Source organism: Plantactinospora sp. WMMB782, assembly GCF_049179135.1.
Classification (GTDB): domain Bacteria; phylum Actinomycetota; class Actinomycetes; order Mycobacteriales; family Micromonosporaceae; genus Plantactinospora.
The window spans coordinates 1,388,491-1,404,387 of the sequence record NZ_JBMHMC010000007.1 but is presented as its reverse complement, the minus strand read 5'-3'; the positions used below and the strand labels follow the sequence as shown (position 1 = coordinate 1,404,387).

Sequence of the window (15,897 nt, the reverse complement as noted above, 5' to 3'; positions counted from 1 at the left end):
GCAACTTCGTCGCGGGTCAGGGCAACGAAAACCGCCCAACCGGTAGCGGTTGGGCGGTGAAGCGGCGTTACGCCGGGTCAGGAGGCAGCTACGCCAGCGTACGGATCGTCGACTTGTAGCTGGATGTCCACTCCACGGTCCCGCAGGTAGGGGATCGGGTCGGTCGGCTTGCCGTTGACATGCAGTTCGAGATGCAGTTGCGAGCCGTAGGCGTGGCCGGTGAGCCCGACCAGGCCGAGCTGGTCGCCGGCCTTGACCTCCTGGCCCTCGCTTACCACGATCTTGGACGAGTGCCCGTAGATGGACTCGGTGCCGTCGGCGTGCCGCACGATCACGCAGTAGCCGTAACCGCCGAACCAGCCGGCCTTGGTCACCGTGCCGGCGTGCACCGCGCTGTACGGCGTCCCCTCGGGGGCGGCCAGGTCGATGCCGGCGTGCAGCTTGTTCCACTTCATGCCGTACGGCGAGGTGAAGCTGTAGTTCTCCAGTGGTAGCCGCCAGACCTCGGGGGCGGCGGCCAGGGTGGAGGCGAGCCCGTCGTCGCCACGGTCGCTCCGGGACGCCCGCTCGGCGTCGGCGGCCCGCGCGCTCAGGTCCTCGCTGGTCGCGGCGGCCTTCTCCAGGTCCGCCAGGGCGGACGGGCTGACCGCCTTCGCGTCGGGCAGGGCTCCCGCGCCGAGCGCGACGACGCCGGCTCCGACGAACGCGGTGGTGACGACGGCGGCGTAGCGGCTGCGTGGGGGTGTGGGGACGCGGCGTCGCCCTCGATAGCGATCGGGCTCAGACGACAGGCGCTGGCGCACGCACACCCTCCGTTGTCGGATCCGTGTTGCGACCGTGACCGGGGTTCGACGATCCAGGTGAACTCCGGTTGACCGCGTCGCCACCCGGTCATGGACCTGATGACAACCGTGGGCCACGGTAACCAACCCCTAGGCGTGCCACAAGTCGCAGCGCCAGAATGCCGGTTCGGTGTGCGGTTGTGCGTCCATGAATGCCATATCTCGTAACCTTTTGCGACCACCCTCGTTGTTAACGCTCAGTCACCGCAGGAGCAGCGCGGTGTCATCCATCCGCCCCGTGCCGGAGAGTTCGCCGCAGAGTCCGTAGGGGTATCGCCGGAGGGGTCACCCGGCCGGTTCCCGGGGGAAGTACCCGGCTGGCCGGCAACCGGGTTACCGTTCGTTCAGGTAGGTCCGGTCGTGCCCAGGAGAGGTGTTGCGCTGATGAGTTCTCGGATCCGGGTGGTCGTCGCCAAGCCCGGCCTGGACGGGCACGACCGGGGAGCGAAGGTGGTCGCCCGCGCCCTGCGGGACGCCGGCATGGAGGTCATCTACACCGGCCTGCACCAGACGCCCGAACAGATCGTCGAGACGGCGATCCAGGAGGACGCCGACGCCGTCGGCCTGTCGGTGCTCTCCGGGGCGCACATGACACTGTTCCGCAGGGTGCTGGAACTGCTCGCCGAGCGGGACGTGGCGGACCTGGTCGTCTTCGGCGGCGGGATCATCCCCGACGCGGACATCCCCGAGCTGGAGCGGCTCGGCGTGGCGAAGATCTTCACCCCGGGTGCCACCACCGGCTCGATCGTGGAGTGGGTCCGGGCCAACGTCGGGCAACCCGTCGGCAACTGAGGGACCCGGCACCGCCGTACCCGGAAATGGGGGAGAGGCCGGACGCACCCCTCACACGTCCGGCCTCTCTATGCGCGATGCCCCGCCGCCACCCCTCGACCGACAGGGCATCGGCCGTATCCGTCATCGCGCTTCCCAGCGCTCCGACATCAGACTCAACGACGTCCCTTACGCCGGGTTACGCCACCCGGGAAATCTTTTCCGCCTGGCCGGCGGCCCCCAGCCGGCCAGGCCCGCCGGCCGCGCCGTCGTGCGACCCGGCACGGCCGCCGGCCTGCTGTGCGATACCGCACACCGCGCACCCACGTGGATGCCCGCCGTGGTCACCTCGCTAGGCTGCGCCCGACGGCCTGTTTCTGGGTATACGACAGGTCCAAACCATTCACACGCTGGCGGCGGCGCGACGGCGCGCCGCAAAGACGCAGACGGGACGCGCAATCGTGGACCTGTACGAATACCAGGGGCGTGAGCTGTTCGAGCGGCACGGGTTGCCCGTGCTGGCCGGCGGCGTGGCGACGACCCCGCAGGAGGCCCGCGCGATCGCCGAGCGCCTCGGCGGCCGGGTGGTCGTCAAGGCGCAGGTGAAGGTCGGCGGCCGGGGCAAGGCGGGCGGCGTCAAGCTCGCCGAGGGACCGGACGAGGCGGTGGCCCGGGCCACCGACATCCTCGGCATGGACATCAAGGGCCACACGGTCAACAAGGTCATGCTGACCGTGACCGCGGACATCGCCGAGGAGTACTACTTCTCCTACCTGCTCGACCGCGCGAACCGCACCTTCCTCTGCATCGCCAGCGTCGCCGGCGGGATGGACATCGAGCAGGTGGCCGCCGAGACGCCGGATCGGGTGGCGAAGGTGGCGATCGACGCGAACGCCGGGGTCGACGAGGCCAAGGCACGCGAGATCGTCGAGGCGGCCGGCTTCCCCGCCGAGCTGACCGAGCAGATCGTGCCGATCGCCGTACGCCTCTGGCAGGCGTTCGTGGCCGAGGACGCCACCCTGGTCGAGGTGAACCCGCTGGCCCGGACCACCGACGGCACGGTGCTCTGCCTCGACGCGAAGGTCTCGCTGGACGAGAACGCCGGCTTCCGGCACCCCGACCACGAGGCGCTCGTCGACCAGGCCGCGGTCGACCCGCTGGAGCAGCGGGCCAAGGAGAAGGACCTCAACTACGTCAAGCTGGACGGCGAGGTCGGGATCATCGGCAACGGCGCCGGCCTGGTCATGTCCACCCTCGACGTGGTGGCCTACGCGGGCGAGTCGCACGGCGGGGTCAAGCCGGCGAACTTCCTCGACATCGGCGGCGGCGCCAGCGCCGCGGTGATGGCCAACGGGCTGGAGATCGTGCTCTCCGACCCGTCGGTACGCAGCGTCTTCGTCAACGTCTTCGGCGGCATCACCGCCTGCGACGAGGTGGCCAACGGCATCATCCAGGCCCTGGCCCTGCTCGCCGAGCGCGGCGAGACGGTCGACAAGCCCCTCGTGGTACGCCTCGACGGCAACAACGCGGAGGCCGGACGCGCGATCCTCGACGGCGCCGCGAACCCGCTGGTGCAGCGGGTGGACACTATGGACGGCGCGGCCCAGCGGGCCGCCGAGCTCGCGGCTGCGGGGGTCTGAGATGGCAATCTGGCTGACCAAGGAGTCCAAGGTCGTCGTACAGGGGATGACCGGCTCCGAGGGGATGAAGCACACCAGGCGGATGCTGGCCGCCGGCACCAACGTGGTCGGCGGGGTCAACCCGCGCAAGGCCGGCCAGAAGGTCGGCTTCGACACCGTCGAGCTGCCGGTCTTCGCCAACGTCGCCGAGGCGATGGCGGCCACCGGTGCCGACGTCACGGTCATCTTCGTGCCGCCGCAGTTCACCCGGGGTGCCGTGGTGGAGGCGATCGACGCCGGCATCCCGCTCGCCGTGGTGATCACCGAGGGCGTACCGGTGCACGACACCGCGGCGTTCTGGGCGTACAACCTGGCGCAGGGGGAGCGGACCCGGATCATCGGGCCGAACTGCCCCGGCATCGCCTCGCCGGGCGCCTCGAACGCCGGCATCATCCCGGCCGACATCACCGGGGCGGGCCGGATCGGTCTGGTCAGCAAGTCCGGCACCCTGACCTACCAGATGATGTACGAGCTGCGTGACATCGGCTTCTCCACCTGCGTCGGCATCGGCGGTGACCCGATCATCGGCACCACCCACATCGACGCGCTCGCCGCGTTCCAGGCCGACCCGGAGACCGACGCGATCGTGATGATCGGCGAGATCGGCGGCGACGCCGAGGAGCGGGCGGCCGAGTTCATCAAGGACAACGTCACCAAGCCGGTGGTCGGGTACATCGCCGGCTTCACCGCGCCGCCCGGCAAGACCATGGGGCACGCCGGGGCGATCATCTCCGGCTCGGCCGGCACCGCCGACGCGAAGAAGGCCGCCCTGGAGGCGGTCGGGGTCAAGGTCGGCAAGACGCCGAGCGAGACCGCGCGGCTGATGCGGGAGCTGATGTCCGGCAACTGAGCCGGCGGGAGCGTGGTTCCGGGGTGGTCGGCGGTTGCCGGCCACCCCGGTCCCGTTCCGGCCGCCGCCGAACGGATACGGGTGTCGCGGTGGCGCCGGTCATCCGTACCGTGGTGTCGTGAACCGGCCGACCCGCAGCCGTGCCAGAGTAGGCGCTGATGCCACCACCCACCGATCCTGACCGGCCGCGTAGTCCGGACCCGCCGGTCGAGCCGGCCGTGCCGGTCGGCGGCGCGGAGCAGGTCGCCGAGACCGGGCCGGCCGACGGCCGGCAACCGCGCCGGAGCGGGCCGTCCGGGCCGCCGCCCGTGCGGTCCGGACAGCGCCGGGTGCCCCGACCCAGGCCGGGCGGGGCAGCGGGGGCCGGCCGGGCGCCGCTGGCGGTCGCGGCGGCGGTGGCCGCCGGCTGGGCGGCCCTGCTCGGCTACCTGCCGGTCGCCGTGGTGCTCGGGATGGCCCGGTTCGCCGAGGGCGGCGGCGAGGTGCTCGGCGCGGCCCGGCTGGGCCTGGCCGGCTGGCTGCTCGGGCACGGCGTGCCGCTACAGACCGAGGCCGGCCCGTTCGGCCTCGCACCGCTCACCCTGGCCATGCTGGCTGCCTGGCGGCTGAACCGGGCCGGCGTGCACGTCAGCCGGGCGGTCCGGGTCCGGGAGCGGCCGAGCGTCGGCCGGGCGCTCGCCGTCGCGGTCGCGGTCGGCATCGGGTACGGCGTGCTCGGCGGACTGGCCGCGCTGCTGCTCGGCGGTGCCGGGCCGACCGCCGATCCGGTACGGGCCGCGGTGACGCTGGCCGGCTTCGGCACCCTCGCCGCGCTTGTCGGCGCGGCCCGGGCCAGCGGGGTGTTGGTGATGGTGGCCCGGCGTACCCCGCTGGTGCTCCGGGACGGGCTGCGCACCGGGGTGGTCGCCGCACTGCTGCTGCTCGGGGCCGGTGCCGGGGCGGCCGGGCTGGCGGTGGCGACAGGTGGCGGCGAGGCCGGTGACATGATCGGGGCCTACCGCACCGGTGTGTCCGGCCAGGCGGGCATCACCCTGGTCAGCCTCGGGTACGCGCCGAACGCCGCCGTCTGGGCGGCCAGCTATCTCCTCGGGCCGGGGTTCGCGGTCGGCACCGACACGGTGGTGCGGAGTTCCGAGGTCTCCATCGGAGCACTGCCGGCCGTACCGCTGCTGGCCGGGCTGCCCCAGGGACCGCTCGGCGGGGTCGGCGGCGTCGTGCTGGCCGTACCGGTGCTGGCCGGCATGGCCGCGGGCTGGCTGCTGGCCCGTCGCCGGTTGCGCTCCGCCGCCGAGCGGAACGTGCCGCCGCCCGGCTGGGGCGTGCTGCTGGGCGCGGCCGCGGTCGGTGGCCCGGTCGCCGGGCTGGTGACGGGTGCGGCGGCCCTCCTCTCCGCCGGCCCGCTCGGCGGTGGCCGGCTGGCCGAGGTGGGCCCGGCCTACTGGCAGGTGGCTGCCGGGGCGACCGTCGTCGTGCTGGTCGGCACCCTGGTCGGCGCCGCCGCGACCCGGGCCGTCGCCCGACGCTGACGGCCCGCAAAGCGCGCGGTCGCGCCGGAACACGCTTCGGGGCGCCCCGGTGAATCCGAGGCGCCCCGATACGGCTGTCATGCTCCGGCGGGCCGTGGCCCGACCGGGTCCGGTCAGGGGGTGTAGCTGAAGCCGTTCACGTTGAGCACGACCGCGAGGATCACGTTCACCACCCCGAGGAGCAGGCCAACGGCACCGCAGATCAGCCCGGTCAGGGCCTGCCCGCCGTTGCTGGCCTCACCGCGGCTGGCCTTGCCCCGGCCGATGAAGCCGAGCACGATCCCGGCGATCCCGGCGATGATGCCGAGTGCGGCACAGCACGCCGCCGGGATCGAGATGATGCCGACGATCATGGCGATCAGCCCGATGGTGTTGTTCTGCCCACCGGCCGCCGGATAGCCACCGGGCTGGTAGCCGGGCGCCGCGCCGTAGGGCTGGCCCGGCATCGGCTGCTGGCCGTACGGGTCCTGGTACGGCTGCTGGGCGTCCTGGTACTGCGGTTGCCCGTACGGCTGGCCGGAGGTGGGTTGCCCGTACGGCTGTCCCGAGGTCGGCTGCCCGTACGGCTGTCCCGAGGTCGGCTGCCCGTACGGCTGTCCCGAGGTCGGCTGCCCGTACGGCTGTCCCGAGGTCGGCTGCGGCGGCTGCGCGTACGGATCCTGGGGTTGTGGCGCGTTCGGATCCGACGGCTGCTGCCCGTACGGGTCCTGGCCTGGGTAGCCGGGCTGCATGGCAAGACTCCTTCGACGACAGATCTCAGACTAGCCGTTCGACCCCGAGTTGGCGCTGAGGACAAAGCTGATGACGCAGCAGATCAGCGAGACCACCCAGAGGCAGATACCGATGATCAGGGCCAGCTTCGACCACTTGCGGGACTCGGCGGCGGCGGCCTGTGCCTCGGCGAAGTTGCCCTGCTGGAGCAGCGGGTTGACCTTCGAGGCGTTGATGATGGCCGGGATGGCCAGCGGCCAGAAGAGGAAGATCGCGACGATGGACATCGTCATGTTGTTGTTGATCTGTTGCGGCGGGTGTGAGGGGTAACCAGGTTGCATGTGTGTTGGGCTCCTTGGCCGGCACTCAGCGCATGTATGAAATTACCGAGGGTCTATCTTCTGGGGCACGTCACTGCCCCGAGCGTCCGGCAGCGTACCTAATCAGCGCCACTTTGGTGGCCCGCCCGCCGCCCGACATGCCGATCGTGACCGACACCGCTCCCGCCGGGTGCCGTAGCCGGGCCGCGCCGCCGCCGGGCCGACCTGACCTGCCCGGTAGGGTGCTGGGGTGACTGAGCCCGTGTCGCCAGCCCGCGTCGTCGTCCTCGTCTCCGGCTCCGGGAGCAATCTCCAGGCCCTGCTGGACGCCGCCGCGGACCCGGCGTACGGCGCCCGGGTGGTCGCCGTCGGCGCCGACCGGGACGGCATCGCCGGCCTCGACCGGGCCGCCACGGCCGGGGTGCCCACCTTCGTCGCCCCGGTCAAGGCGTACCCGACCCGCGAGGACTGGGACCGGGCGCTCACCGCGCACGTCGCCGGGCACGAGCCCGACCTGGTCGTCTCGGCCGGCTTCCTCAAGCTGGTCGGCCCGCACTTCCTGGCGGCCTTCGGCGACCGCTACGTCAACACGCACAACTCGCTGCTGCCCGCATTTCCCGGCATGCACGGCCCGCGCGACGCCCTCGACTACGGAGTCAAACTCGCCGGGGCCACGCTCTTCTTCGTCGACGCAGGGGTCGACACCGGGCCGATCGTCGCCCAGGTGGCGGTGCCGGTACTCGACGACGACGACGAGGAGACCCTGACCGAGCGGATCAAGGTGGCCGAGCGGCGGCAGCTCGTCACGCAGGTCGGCCGGTTGCTCCGGGAGGGTTGGACGATAACTGGAAGGAAGGTCACGATCGGAGTGAGCGACACGAGTTCGGGCCCGGACGGCCGGCGGCCGATCCGGCGCGCGCTGGTAAGCGTCTACGACAAGACCGGGCTGGTCGAGCTGGCCCGGGCGCTGCACGACGCCGGAGTCGAGATCGTCTCCACCGGGAGCACGGCGACGACCGTGCAGGGGGCCGGCATCCCGGTCACCCCGGTCGAGTCGCTGACCGGCTTCCCCGAGGTGCTCGACGGCCGGGTCAAGACGCTGCATCCGAAAGTGCACGCCGGGCTCCTCGCCGACCTGCGGCTGGAGCGGCACGCGGCGCAGCTCGGCGAGCTGGGCATCGCCCCGTTCGACCTGCTGGTGTCGAACCTCTACCCGTTCGCCGAGACGGTCGCGTCCGGTGCGGACTTCGACGGGTGCGTCGAGCAGATCGACATCGGCGGGCCGGCGATGGTGCGGGCGGCCGCCAAGAACCACGCCTCGGTGGCGGTGGTCACGTCGGTGTCGGCGTACCCGTCGGTGCTGGCCGCGCTGGCCGACGGCGGGTTCAGCGCCGGGCAGCGCCGGCAGCTCGCGGCCCGCGCCTTCGCCGACATCGCCGAGTACGACGTGGCGGTGGCGAACTGGTTCGCGGCGCGTACCGGGTCGGCGGATCAGGGGTCGGCGGAGCAGGAGTGGCCGGCCTTCGCCGGTCAGGTGCTCACCGCCCCCACTCCGTTGCGGTACGGCGAGAACCCGCACCAGGCGGCGGTGCTCTACGTCGACCCGGCATCCCCGGCCGGGCTGGCCCAGGCGGAGCAGTTGCACGGCAAGGAGATGTCCTACAACAACTACGTCGACGCGGACGCGGCCTGGCGGGCGGTGAACGACTTTCCCGGCCAGCCGGCGGTGGCGATCATCAAGCACGCCAACCCGTGCGGCATCGCCGTCGGCGCCGACGTGGCGCAGGCGCACCGCCGGGCACACGCCTGCGACCCGGTTTCCGCGTTCGGCGGGGTGATCGCGGTCAACCGGCCGGTCTCGGTCGAGATGGCACAGCAGGTCGCCGAGGTCTTCACCGAGGTACTCGTGGCACCCGACTTCGAGCCGGGTGCGGTGGACGTGCTCTCCGGCAAGAAGAACATCCGGCTGCTGCGGGCGCCCGCCTGGGCTCCGTACCCGGCGGAGTGGCGTCCGGTCAGCGGCGGCGTGCTGATGCAGCTGGCCGACCGGGTGGACGCGCCCGGCGACGACCCGGCCGGCTGGCGGCTGGCCACCGGTGAGCCTGCGGACGGGTCGACGCTGGCCGACCTCGCCTTCGCCTGGCGGGCCGTCCGGGCGGTGAAGAGCAACGCGATCCTGCTCGCCGCGGACGGTGCGACGGTCGGGGTCGGGATGGGCCAGGTCAACCGGGTCGACTCGGCACACCTGGCGGTCTCCCGGGCCGGCGCCGACCGGGCCCGGGGTGCGGTGGCCGCCTCGGACGCCTTCTTCCCTTTTCCGGACGGGCTCCAGGTGTTGATCGACGCCGGGGTGCGGGCGGTCGTCCAGCCGGGCGGCTCGCTCCGCGACGAGGAGGTCGTGGCGGCGGCCTCGGCGGCCGGCATCACCATGTACCTCACCGGTACCCGGCACTTCTTCCACTGACGACGGCAGGCACTTCGCCCACCGCCGGTCCGGCCCGACCGGGTGGCCGGTCAGCCGTCAGCCGACCCGGAGCAGCGCGCTGCCGGTCGCGCCGCCGGAGCGGCTGGCCCGGACGGTCCAGCAGCCGGCGGTGGGGAAGTTCCAGCCGGTACCCCACTCGTCGCCCGGCCTGGTCCAACTGCTGCCCTGGTGCGAGGTCGGACCCCAGATCGGCTCGACGGTGGTCCCGTCCGGGCCGGTCGCCCGCACCTCGAAGGTGCCGGAGCCGGTCATCCGCCAGACGATCTTCTCGTCCCGGCCGGCGTGCAGGCCCGGACCGCCGCGCGGGAAGAGCAGCCCCCAGAAGGAGTTCCCGGCGTCCGCGACCCCCTGCACCTCGAGCGGATTCTCCGCCGTGCCCGGGCTGGCCGGGCAGATGTCGGTCGGCCCGGCCCCGCCGCCGGTTACGGTCACCGGGCCCGGTTCGGTCGATGGCGACGGCGATGGCGACGGCGACGGCGACGAGCGCCCGCCGGTCGGGCCGACCGCATGCGGAGGCTCAGCACCACACCCGGCCAGCGAACCCACCAGGACCAACAGAACCAACGTCACGGTTACGACTCTTCGTGCCATGTAGACCAGAGCCAAGGAACCGCCGCAGGGTTCCCGGGCGATCCCCGCACCCGGGTCTGGCGCGCGGCTCCCTCCGGAACAATGTCCCGAACGGAGACTGTCGAGCTGCCCCGTCTGTGCGCCCGCTCGCTGCGCCGCCCCGGTTGGTGACGTGACGTCGGGTTTGTCGTGCCCCGTCTGTGCGCCCAGCTCGACAGTCTCCGGATCGGGTGGTACGGCTCGGCCGCCGATGCGCCGATGCGCCGATGCGCCGATGCGCCGATGCGCCGATGCGCCGATGCGCCGATGCGCCGATGCGCCGATGCGCCGATGCGCCGTCGGTGGCGCTCGGGCGACCGGACCGGGCGGTCAGGAGACGACGTGCTCCCGCAGTTCGGCGAAGTGGCAGGCCGACGGGTGTGGCTCGACGGCCCGGAGCACGAGCTGTGGCTCCTGGGTGGCGCAGATGTCCTGCGCCTTCCAGCACCGGGTGCGGAACCGGCAGCCGGACGGCGGGTTGGCCGGCGACGGCACGTCACCGTCGAGTCGGATCACCTCGCGGTGCGCCCGGGCCTTCGGGTCCGGCACCGGGACCGCCGAGAGCAGCGCCTGGGTGTACGGGTGCGTCGGCCGCTCGTAGATCTCCTCCTCGGTACCGATCTCCACGATCTTGCCGAGGTACATCACCGCGACCCGGTCGGCGATGTGCCGGACCACCGACAGGTCGTGCGCGATGAAGATGTAGGAGAGCCCGAGTTCGTCCTGGAGGCTCTCCAGCAGGTTGATCACCTGCGCCTGGATCGAGACGTCCAGTGCCGAGACCGGCTCGTCGCAGACGATGATCTCCGGCTTGAGGGCCAGCGCCCGGGCGATGCCGATGCGCTGCCGCTGGCCGCCGGAGAACTGGTGCGGATAGCGGTTGACGTGCTCCGGGTTCAACCCGACCAGGTCCAGCAACTCCTGCACCCGCTGCCGACGGCTGCCGCGCGGTGCCGCGTCCGGATGGATGTCGAACGGTTCGCCGATGATGTCGCCGACGGTCATCCGCGGGTTCAGCGAGGTGTACGGGTCCTGCATGACCATCTGCACGTTCCGGCGCATCCGGCGCAGCTCGGCGCCGGAGAGCTTGAACATGTCCCGGCCCTCCAGCACGGCCCGGCCACCTGTCGGCGTCTCCAGCCGCATCAGCAGCTTGGCCAGGGTCGACTTGCCGCAGCCGGACTCGCCGACGATGCCGAGCGTCTCGCCCCGGCCGAGTTCGAAGCTGACCCCGTCGACCGCCTTCACGGCGCCGATCTGCCGCTTGAAGACGATGCCCTGGGTGATCGGGAAATGCTTGACGACATTCTCGACCCGCAGCACGGTCTCGCCGCGCGGCTTGACCGGCTGGGCCGGCGGGTTGTTGTCAGACGCGGTCATCGAGGACCTCCTGGGCGAAGTGGCAGGCGCTGGTCCGGCCGTTGCCGAGCGACCGGACCGCCGGCACGACGTCGACGCACTCCTGCCGGGCGTACGGGCAGCGCGGGTGGAACGGGCAGCCGCTGGGGATGCGCATCAGGTTGGGCGGCAGGCCCCTGATCGTGGTCAGCCGCTGGCCCTTGAGGTCGAGCCGGGGAATCGACTCCAGCAGCCCCTTGGTGTACGGGTGTGCCGGTGCCTCGTACAGCGAGTGCACGTCGGCGTGTTCGACGATCCGGCCGGCGTACATCACGGCGATCCGGTCGGCCACGTCGGCGACGACCCCGAGGTCGTGGGTGATCAGGATCATCGCCATGTTCAGGTCCCGGCGCAGTTCGCCGAGCAGGTCCATGATCTGGGCCTGTACGGTCACGTCCAGCGCGGTGGTCGGCTCGTCGGCGATCAGTACGGCCGGGTCCTGCGCCAGGGACATGGCGATCATGACCCGTTGCCGCATGCCGCCGGAGAACTGGTGCGGGTAGTCGCCGATCCGCTGCCGGGCGCCGGGGATCTTCACCAGTTCCATCAGCTCGATCGCCCGGCGTTTGGCCTGGGCCCGGGACATCCCCTCGCGCAGCCGGAGCGTCTCGCCGATCTGCCAGCCGACCGGGAAGACCGGGTTCAGTGCCGAGAGCGCGTCCTGGAAGATCATCGAGATCTGCTTGCCGCGTACCTTCCGGCGCTCCTCCTCGGAGAGCTTCAGCAGGTCGGTGCCCCGGTAGCGGATCTGCCCGGCGGGGATGACCGCCGGTGGCATGTCCAGGATTCCCATGATCGCCTGGGCGGTCACCGACTTGCCGGAGCCCGACTCGCCCAGTACCGCCAGGGTCTCCCCGGCGTCCAGGTGGTACGAGACTCCGTTGATCACCTTCGCCACGCCGTCCCGGGTGTGGAACTCGACGAAGAGGTCCCGTACCTCCAGCAGGTGCCCGCCGTCGGTGCCGGCCGGCGCCGTCGCGACGGCGCCGCGCCGGTTGGATTGGTCGCTCATGTGATCACCGCAGCTTCGGGTCGAAGGCGTCGCGGATCGCGTCGCCGAGCATGATGAAGGCCAGTACGGTCAGCGCCAGGAAGGTGGACGGCACCACCAGCGGTACCGCCGACTCCCGCATGTGCGTCCGGCCGGCGTCGATGTCGATGCCCCAGGAGATGGTCGGCGCCTTGAGGCCGATGCCGAGGAACGACAGTGTCGCCTCGGCGGCGATGAACGAGCCGAGCGCGATGGTCAGCACCACGATCACCGGGGCCAGCGAGTTGGGCAGGATGTGCCGCCACATGGTCCGGCCGTCGCCGGCGCCGAGCATCCGGGCCGCGGCCACGTAGTCCTGCTGCTTGGCGCTGATCACCGAGGAGCGGATCACCCGGGCGGCGGTGGTCCAGCCGAGCACGGCGAGTACGAAGATCACCGCGATGATCCGGACGTTCGGGTCGTCGCTGCCGATCCGCTTGAGCAGCACGATCGCGGCGAGCAGCAGCGGGATGCCGAGCACCACGTCGACCACCCGGGACAGCGTCGCGTCGACCCACCGGCCGAAGTAGCCGGCGAGCATCCCGACGCTGATCGCGATCAGCCCGGTGACCAGGGCGGACAGGGCGCCGACCAGCAGCGAGGCGCGGGCGCCGAAGACGGCGCGGGCGTAGATGTCGCAGCCCTGGAAGTCGTACCCGAGCGGGGCGCCGCCGCCGGGGCCGGCGTGCTGGCGGGCGAGCGTGCAGTCGTGCGGGTCGTTCGCGGTGAACAGGCCGGGGAGGGCCGCCATCGCGGTGACCGTCAGGACCAGTACCAGGGAGATCCAGAAGATCGGGTTGCGGCGCAGGTCGCGCCAGGCGTCGCCGGCCAGACTGCGCGGCCGGGTCTGAAGTTCACTCATGCCTGTTGGTCCCTCACTCGTACCGGATGCGGGGGTCGAGGACGGCGTACAGGACGTCGACCACGAGGTTCGACACCAGATAGACCACGACCAGCACGCTGACCAGGCCGACCACCAGCGGTCCGTCCTCGGTCTTGATGCCGCGGAAGAGGTTGAACCCGACGCCCGGGATGTTGAAGACGCCCTCGGTGATGATCGCGCCGCTCATCAGGTTGCCGAGTTCGACGCCGAGGAAGGTGATCACCGGGATCAGCGAGTTCCGGAGTACGTGCACGGTGACGATCCGCCGCACCGGCAGCCCCTTGGCCCGGGCGGTGCGTACGTAGTCGGAGCGCAGGTTCTCGGCCACCGAGGTACGGGTCAGCCGCAGCGCGGTGGCCAGCGACAGCGAGCCGAGCACGATGCCGGGCAGCAGCAGGGCGTGCAGGCTGGGATCGGCGCCGGCGGTCGGCGGGAAGATCGGCAGCTTGACGCCGAGGAAGTACTGGGCCAGCGGCGCCAGCACGATCGTCGGGATGCCCAGCACCAGCAGGGTCAGCGCCAGGGTGGCGTTGTCGAAGATGCCGCCCCGGCGGAGTCCGGCGATCACCCCGGCGGTGACGCCGACCAGGATCGCCACCAGCAGCCCGATGACGGCGAGCTTGACGGTCACCGGCCACGCCTGGGCCAGCATGTCGCCGATGTCCCGCCCGGTGAGCGAGTCGCCGAGGTCGCCCCGGAGCAGGTTGCCGACGTAGTCGAAGTAGCGGTAGAAGAACCCGCCGACGCCGGTCTGGTCCAGGTGGAACTTCTCGGTCAGGTACGCCCGCTGCGCCGCGCTGACCGGGCGTTCGCCCGCGAGTGCCTGGATCGGGTCACCCTGTCCGGCGAACATCAGCGCGTAGACGATCAGAGTGGTCCCGAAGAACGCCAGGACCATCTGCAGCAGGCGCCGCACGATGTAGCGGAACATGCTTGCTTACTCTCCGTTGGGTGGGCTGGGGCGCGGTATGGCAGGGCCGGGCCGGTACGTCCGGGAAACGGTCCGGGCCACCCGTGGTCTGCACCGGGTGGCCCGGACCGGCCGTGCGGTCAGCTCAGCTGCTGACGACCTCGATCTTGGTCATGTCGACGACCTGGAAGAGGTCCACCTCGACGTTCTTGACCCGGGTCGAGTGCGCGTAGACGTTCTGGCCGAACCGGAGCGGGATCACCGGCATGTCCTGGGCCAGGATCTGCTCCGCCTGCTGGTACTTCTTGATCGCCTCGTCCGGGGTCGCGGCGGTCGTACCCTCCTGCACCAGCCGGTCGAACTCCGGGTTGCTGTACCCGTAGTAGTTCGACGAGCCGTTGGTGGTGTAGAGCGGGCCGAGGTAGTTCTCCATCGACGGGTAGTCCATCAGCCAGCCCATCCGGATCAGGCCGACCGGCTGCTTGCCCTCGACCTTGGTGAGCAGGTCCGAGAACTTCGGCTCGGCGGCGCCGACGCACTCCACGCCCAGGTTGGCCTTGAGCTGGTTGCAGGTGGCGTCCACCCAGTCCTTGTGCCCGCCGTCACCGTTGTAGGTGATCTTCAGCTCGCTCGGGCCACCGGCGGCCTGGTACGCCGCCTTGGCCTTGGCCGGGTCGAACTCGCAGGCCTCGCCGCAGGTGTCGTCCTGGTAACCGGCGACCACCGGCGAGACGAACGAGCGCGCCGAGATCTGCGACTCCTTGAAGATCGACTTGGCGATCTCGTCCCGGTCGATCGCCATGGAGATCGCCTTGCGCACCTCCGGCTTGCTGAACTCCTCTTCGAAGGTGGGGAAGGCCACGAACTGGAAGGACGAGTTCTGGCTCTGCTGGAACCGGTCGCCCAGGTCGGTCGCGGCGGTGCTCAGGCTCTCGGTCGGAACGGTCACGTCCACGTCGAGGTTGTCCGAGAGCACGTCGGCGTAGGCCGCGGTGAGCTGCTGGTAGATCCGGAACTCGGCACCGGCGATCTTCGGCTTCTCGCCCGGGTACGCGTCGTAGCGCTCGACCTCGACCTTGGCGTCGTGCTGCCAGGTGCCCTTCATCTTGAACGGGCCGTTGCCGATCGGGGCGTCCTCGTAGCCCTCCTTGATGACGCCCGGCGCCGAGAAGGCCGCCTCCGGCAGCGGGTAGAACGCGGTGTAGCCGAGCACCGTCTTGAACTCGGTGTACGGCTTCGCCAGCGTCACGGTGAAGGTCGTGTCGTCGACCTTCTTCAGCCCGGTCAGCGTCTTGGCCTTCGGCTCCGCCGCCTTCTCCGGGCCGTCCCCGTCCGGGTCCTCGGACTGGAGGTCGTCGTAACCGGCGATCTTCTCGAAGAAGTAGCTGTTGCCCTGGCCGTTCGGGCCGTAGGCGCCGTAGTTCCAGGCGTTGATGTAGCTGTCCGCGGTCACCTTCTCGCCGTTGTGGAAGGTGTAGCCGTCCTTCAGCTTGATCGTCCAGGTCAGGTTGTCGGTCGAGTTCACGGACTCCGCGGCGACCTCGTACGGCTTGTTCTGCTCGTCGTAGTCGACCAGCGGGGCGAACAGGGCGGACAGCACCTGGTTACCGCTGGAGTCGTTGGTGTTCGTGGAAATCAGGTGCTGCGGTTCCGCGATCTGGATCGAAACCGTCGCATTCGGGTCGCTCTCCCCCGAGTCTCCGCCGCTGCCACAGGCCGCGAGGCCGAGGGTCGCGGCAAGGGGGAGGGCGGTCCAGGCAGCGAGCCTACGAACCTGCATTGAGCCTCCTCGTCTCCTTACGCTGAGCAGTCGTCCCCACACTGAGGTAACGCTGTGCAACGCTCGGCAAAGGTAGGTCGTGGCGGGACGCCTGGCCAAACTG

At 71.1% G+C, this 15,897-nt stretch carries 14 protein-coding genes and 1 pseudogene; 6 read left to right on the top strand and 9 right to left on the bottom strand.

The window, feature by feature from the left end; all coding sequences use genetic code 11:
• Window positions 1-77: 77 nt before the first annotated feature.
• Window positions 78-803 carry a M23 family metallopeptidase gene (locus tag ACN28A_RS08240; RefSeq protein ID WP_421393834.1) on the bottom strand — a complete coding sequence of 242 codons (726 nt, stop codon included), beginning with the start codon at window positions 801-803 and terminating at the stop codon, window positions 78-80.
• 423 nt (window positions 804-1,226) lie between these two features.
• Between ACN28A_RS08240 and ACN28A_RS08235 the strand changes: the two genes are divergently transcribed.
• From ACN28A_RS08235 to ACN28A_RS08220, 4 genes are all read left to right on the top strand, one after another.
• Window positions 1,227-1,634 carry a cobalamin B12-binding domain-containing protein gene (locus ACN28A_RS08235; protein WP_278064172.1) on the top strand — a complete coding sequence of 136 codons (408 nt, stop codon included), beginning with the start codon at window positions 1,227-1,229 and terminating at the stop codon, window positions 1,632-1,634.
• A gap of 440 nt (window positions 1,635-2,074) precedes the next feature.
• A complete protein-coding gene (gene sucC, locus ACN28A_RS08230) occupies window positions 2,075-3,253 on the top strand; it encodes an ADP-forming succinate--CoA ligase subunit beta (RefSeq protein ID WP_421393832.1) in 1,179 nt (392 codons plus the stop codon).
• A 1-nt stretch (window position 3,254) separates the two neighbouring features.
• On the top strand, window positions 3,255-4,142 hold the full coding sequence (gene sucD / locus ACN28A_RS08225) for a succinate--CoA ligase subunit alpha (protein ID WP_278064170.1): 888 nt from the start codon (window positions 3,255-3,257) through the stop codon (window positions 4,140-4,142).
• Window positions 4,143-4,300: 158 nt separating this feature from the next.
• Complete coding sequence (locus ACN28A_RS08220) at window positions 4,301-5,668, top strand: DUF6350 family protein (protein WP_421393828.1); 1,368 nt, start codon at window positions 4,301-4,303, stop codon at window positions 5,666-5,668.
• A gap of 113 nt (window positions 5,669-5,781) precedes the next feature.
• Here ACN28A_RS08220 and ACN28A_RS08215 read toward each other — a convergent pair whose 3' ends face one another.
• Together ACN28A_RS08215 and ACN28A_RS08210 are read right to left on the bottom strand one after the other, a co-directional pair.
• Complete coding sequence (locus tag ACN28A_RS08215; RefSeq protein WP_421393826.1) at window positions 5,782-6,399, bottom strand: hypothetical protein; 618 nt, start codon at window positions 6,397-6,399, stop codon at window positions 5,782-5,784.
• A 30-nt stretch (window positions 6,400-6,429) separates the two neighbouring features.
• A complete protein-coding gene (locus tag ACN28A_RS08210) occupies window positions 6,430-6,720 on the bottom strand; it encodes a CD225/dispanin family protein (protein WP_421393824.1) in 291 nt (96 codons plus the stop codon).
• A gap of 229 nt (window positions 6,721-6,949) precedes the next feature.
• Here ACN28A_RS08210 and purN point away from each other — a divergent pair.
• Window positions 6,950-7,567: pseudogene (gene purN / locus ACN28A_RS08205) on the top strand (phosphoribosylglycinamide formyltransferase); the annotation flags it as partial.
• Window positions 7,568-9,163: a bifunctional phosphoribosylaminoimidazolecarboxamide formyltransferase/IMP cyclohydrolase gene (gene purH / locus ACN28A_RS08200; RefSeq protein WP_421404232.1), complete on the top strand. Its 1,596-nt coding sequence runs from the start codon at window positions 7,568-7,570 to the stop codon at window positions 9,161-9,163.
• A 57-nt stretch (window positions 9,164-9,220) separates the two neighbouring features.
• On the opposite strand, the gene ACN28A_RS08195 is transcribed toward purH, so the two are convergent.
• From ACN28A_RS08195 to ACN28A_RS08170, 6 genes are all read right to left on the bottom strand, one after another.
• The gene (locus ACN28A_RS08195) at window positions 9,221-9,616 is read right to left on the bottom strand and encodes a hypothetical protein (protein WP_421393822.1); all 396 of its coding nucleotides are present in this window, start codon (window positions 9,614-9,616) and stop codon (window positions 9,221-9,223) included.
• Window positions 9,617-10,123: 507 nt separating this feature from the next.
• Entirely contained in the window at window positions 10,124-11,173 is a 1,050-nt protein-coding gene (locus tag ACN28A_RS08190; protein ID WP_421393819.1) for an ABC transporter ATP-binding protein, read from the bottom strand.
• Window positions 11,160-12,203, bottom strand: coding sequence for an ABC transporter ATP-binding protein (locus ACN28A_RS08185; RefSeq protein WP_421393816.1), 1,044 nt, complete (start codon window positions 12,201-12,203; stop codon window positions 11,160-11,162). The genes ACN28A_RS08190 and ACN28A_RS08185 overlap by 14 nt, the downstream gene beginning before the upstream one ends.
• Window positions 12,204-12,207: 4 nt before the next feature.
• On the bottom strand, window positions 12,208-13,083 hold the full coding sequence (locus tag ACN28A_RS08180) for an ABC transporter permease (RefSeq protein ID WP_421393814.1): 876 nt from the start codon (window positions 13,081-13,083) through the stop codon (window positions 12,208-12,210).
• Window positions 13,084-13,096: 13 nt separating this feature from the next.
• On the bottom strand, window positions 13,097-14,035 hold the full coding sequence (locus tag ACN28A_RS08175) for an ABC transporter permease (RefSeq protein ID WP_421393812.1): 939 nt from the start codon (window positions 14,033-14,035) through the stop codon (window positions 13,097-13,099).
• A 124-nt stretch (window positions 14,036-14,159) separates the two neighbouring features.
• Window positions 14,160-15,794 (bottom strand): peptide ABC transporter substrate-binding protein, encoded by a 1,635-nt coding sequence (locus ACN28A_RS08170; RefSeq protein WP_421393810.1) that lies wholly within the window; start codon window positions 15,792-15,794, stop codon window positions 14,160-14,162.
• Window positions 15,795-15,897: the final 103 nt, after the last annotated feature.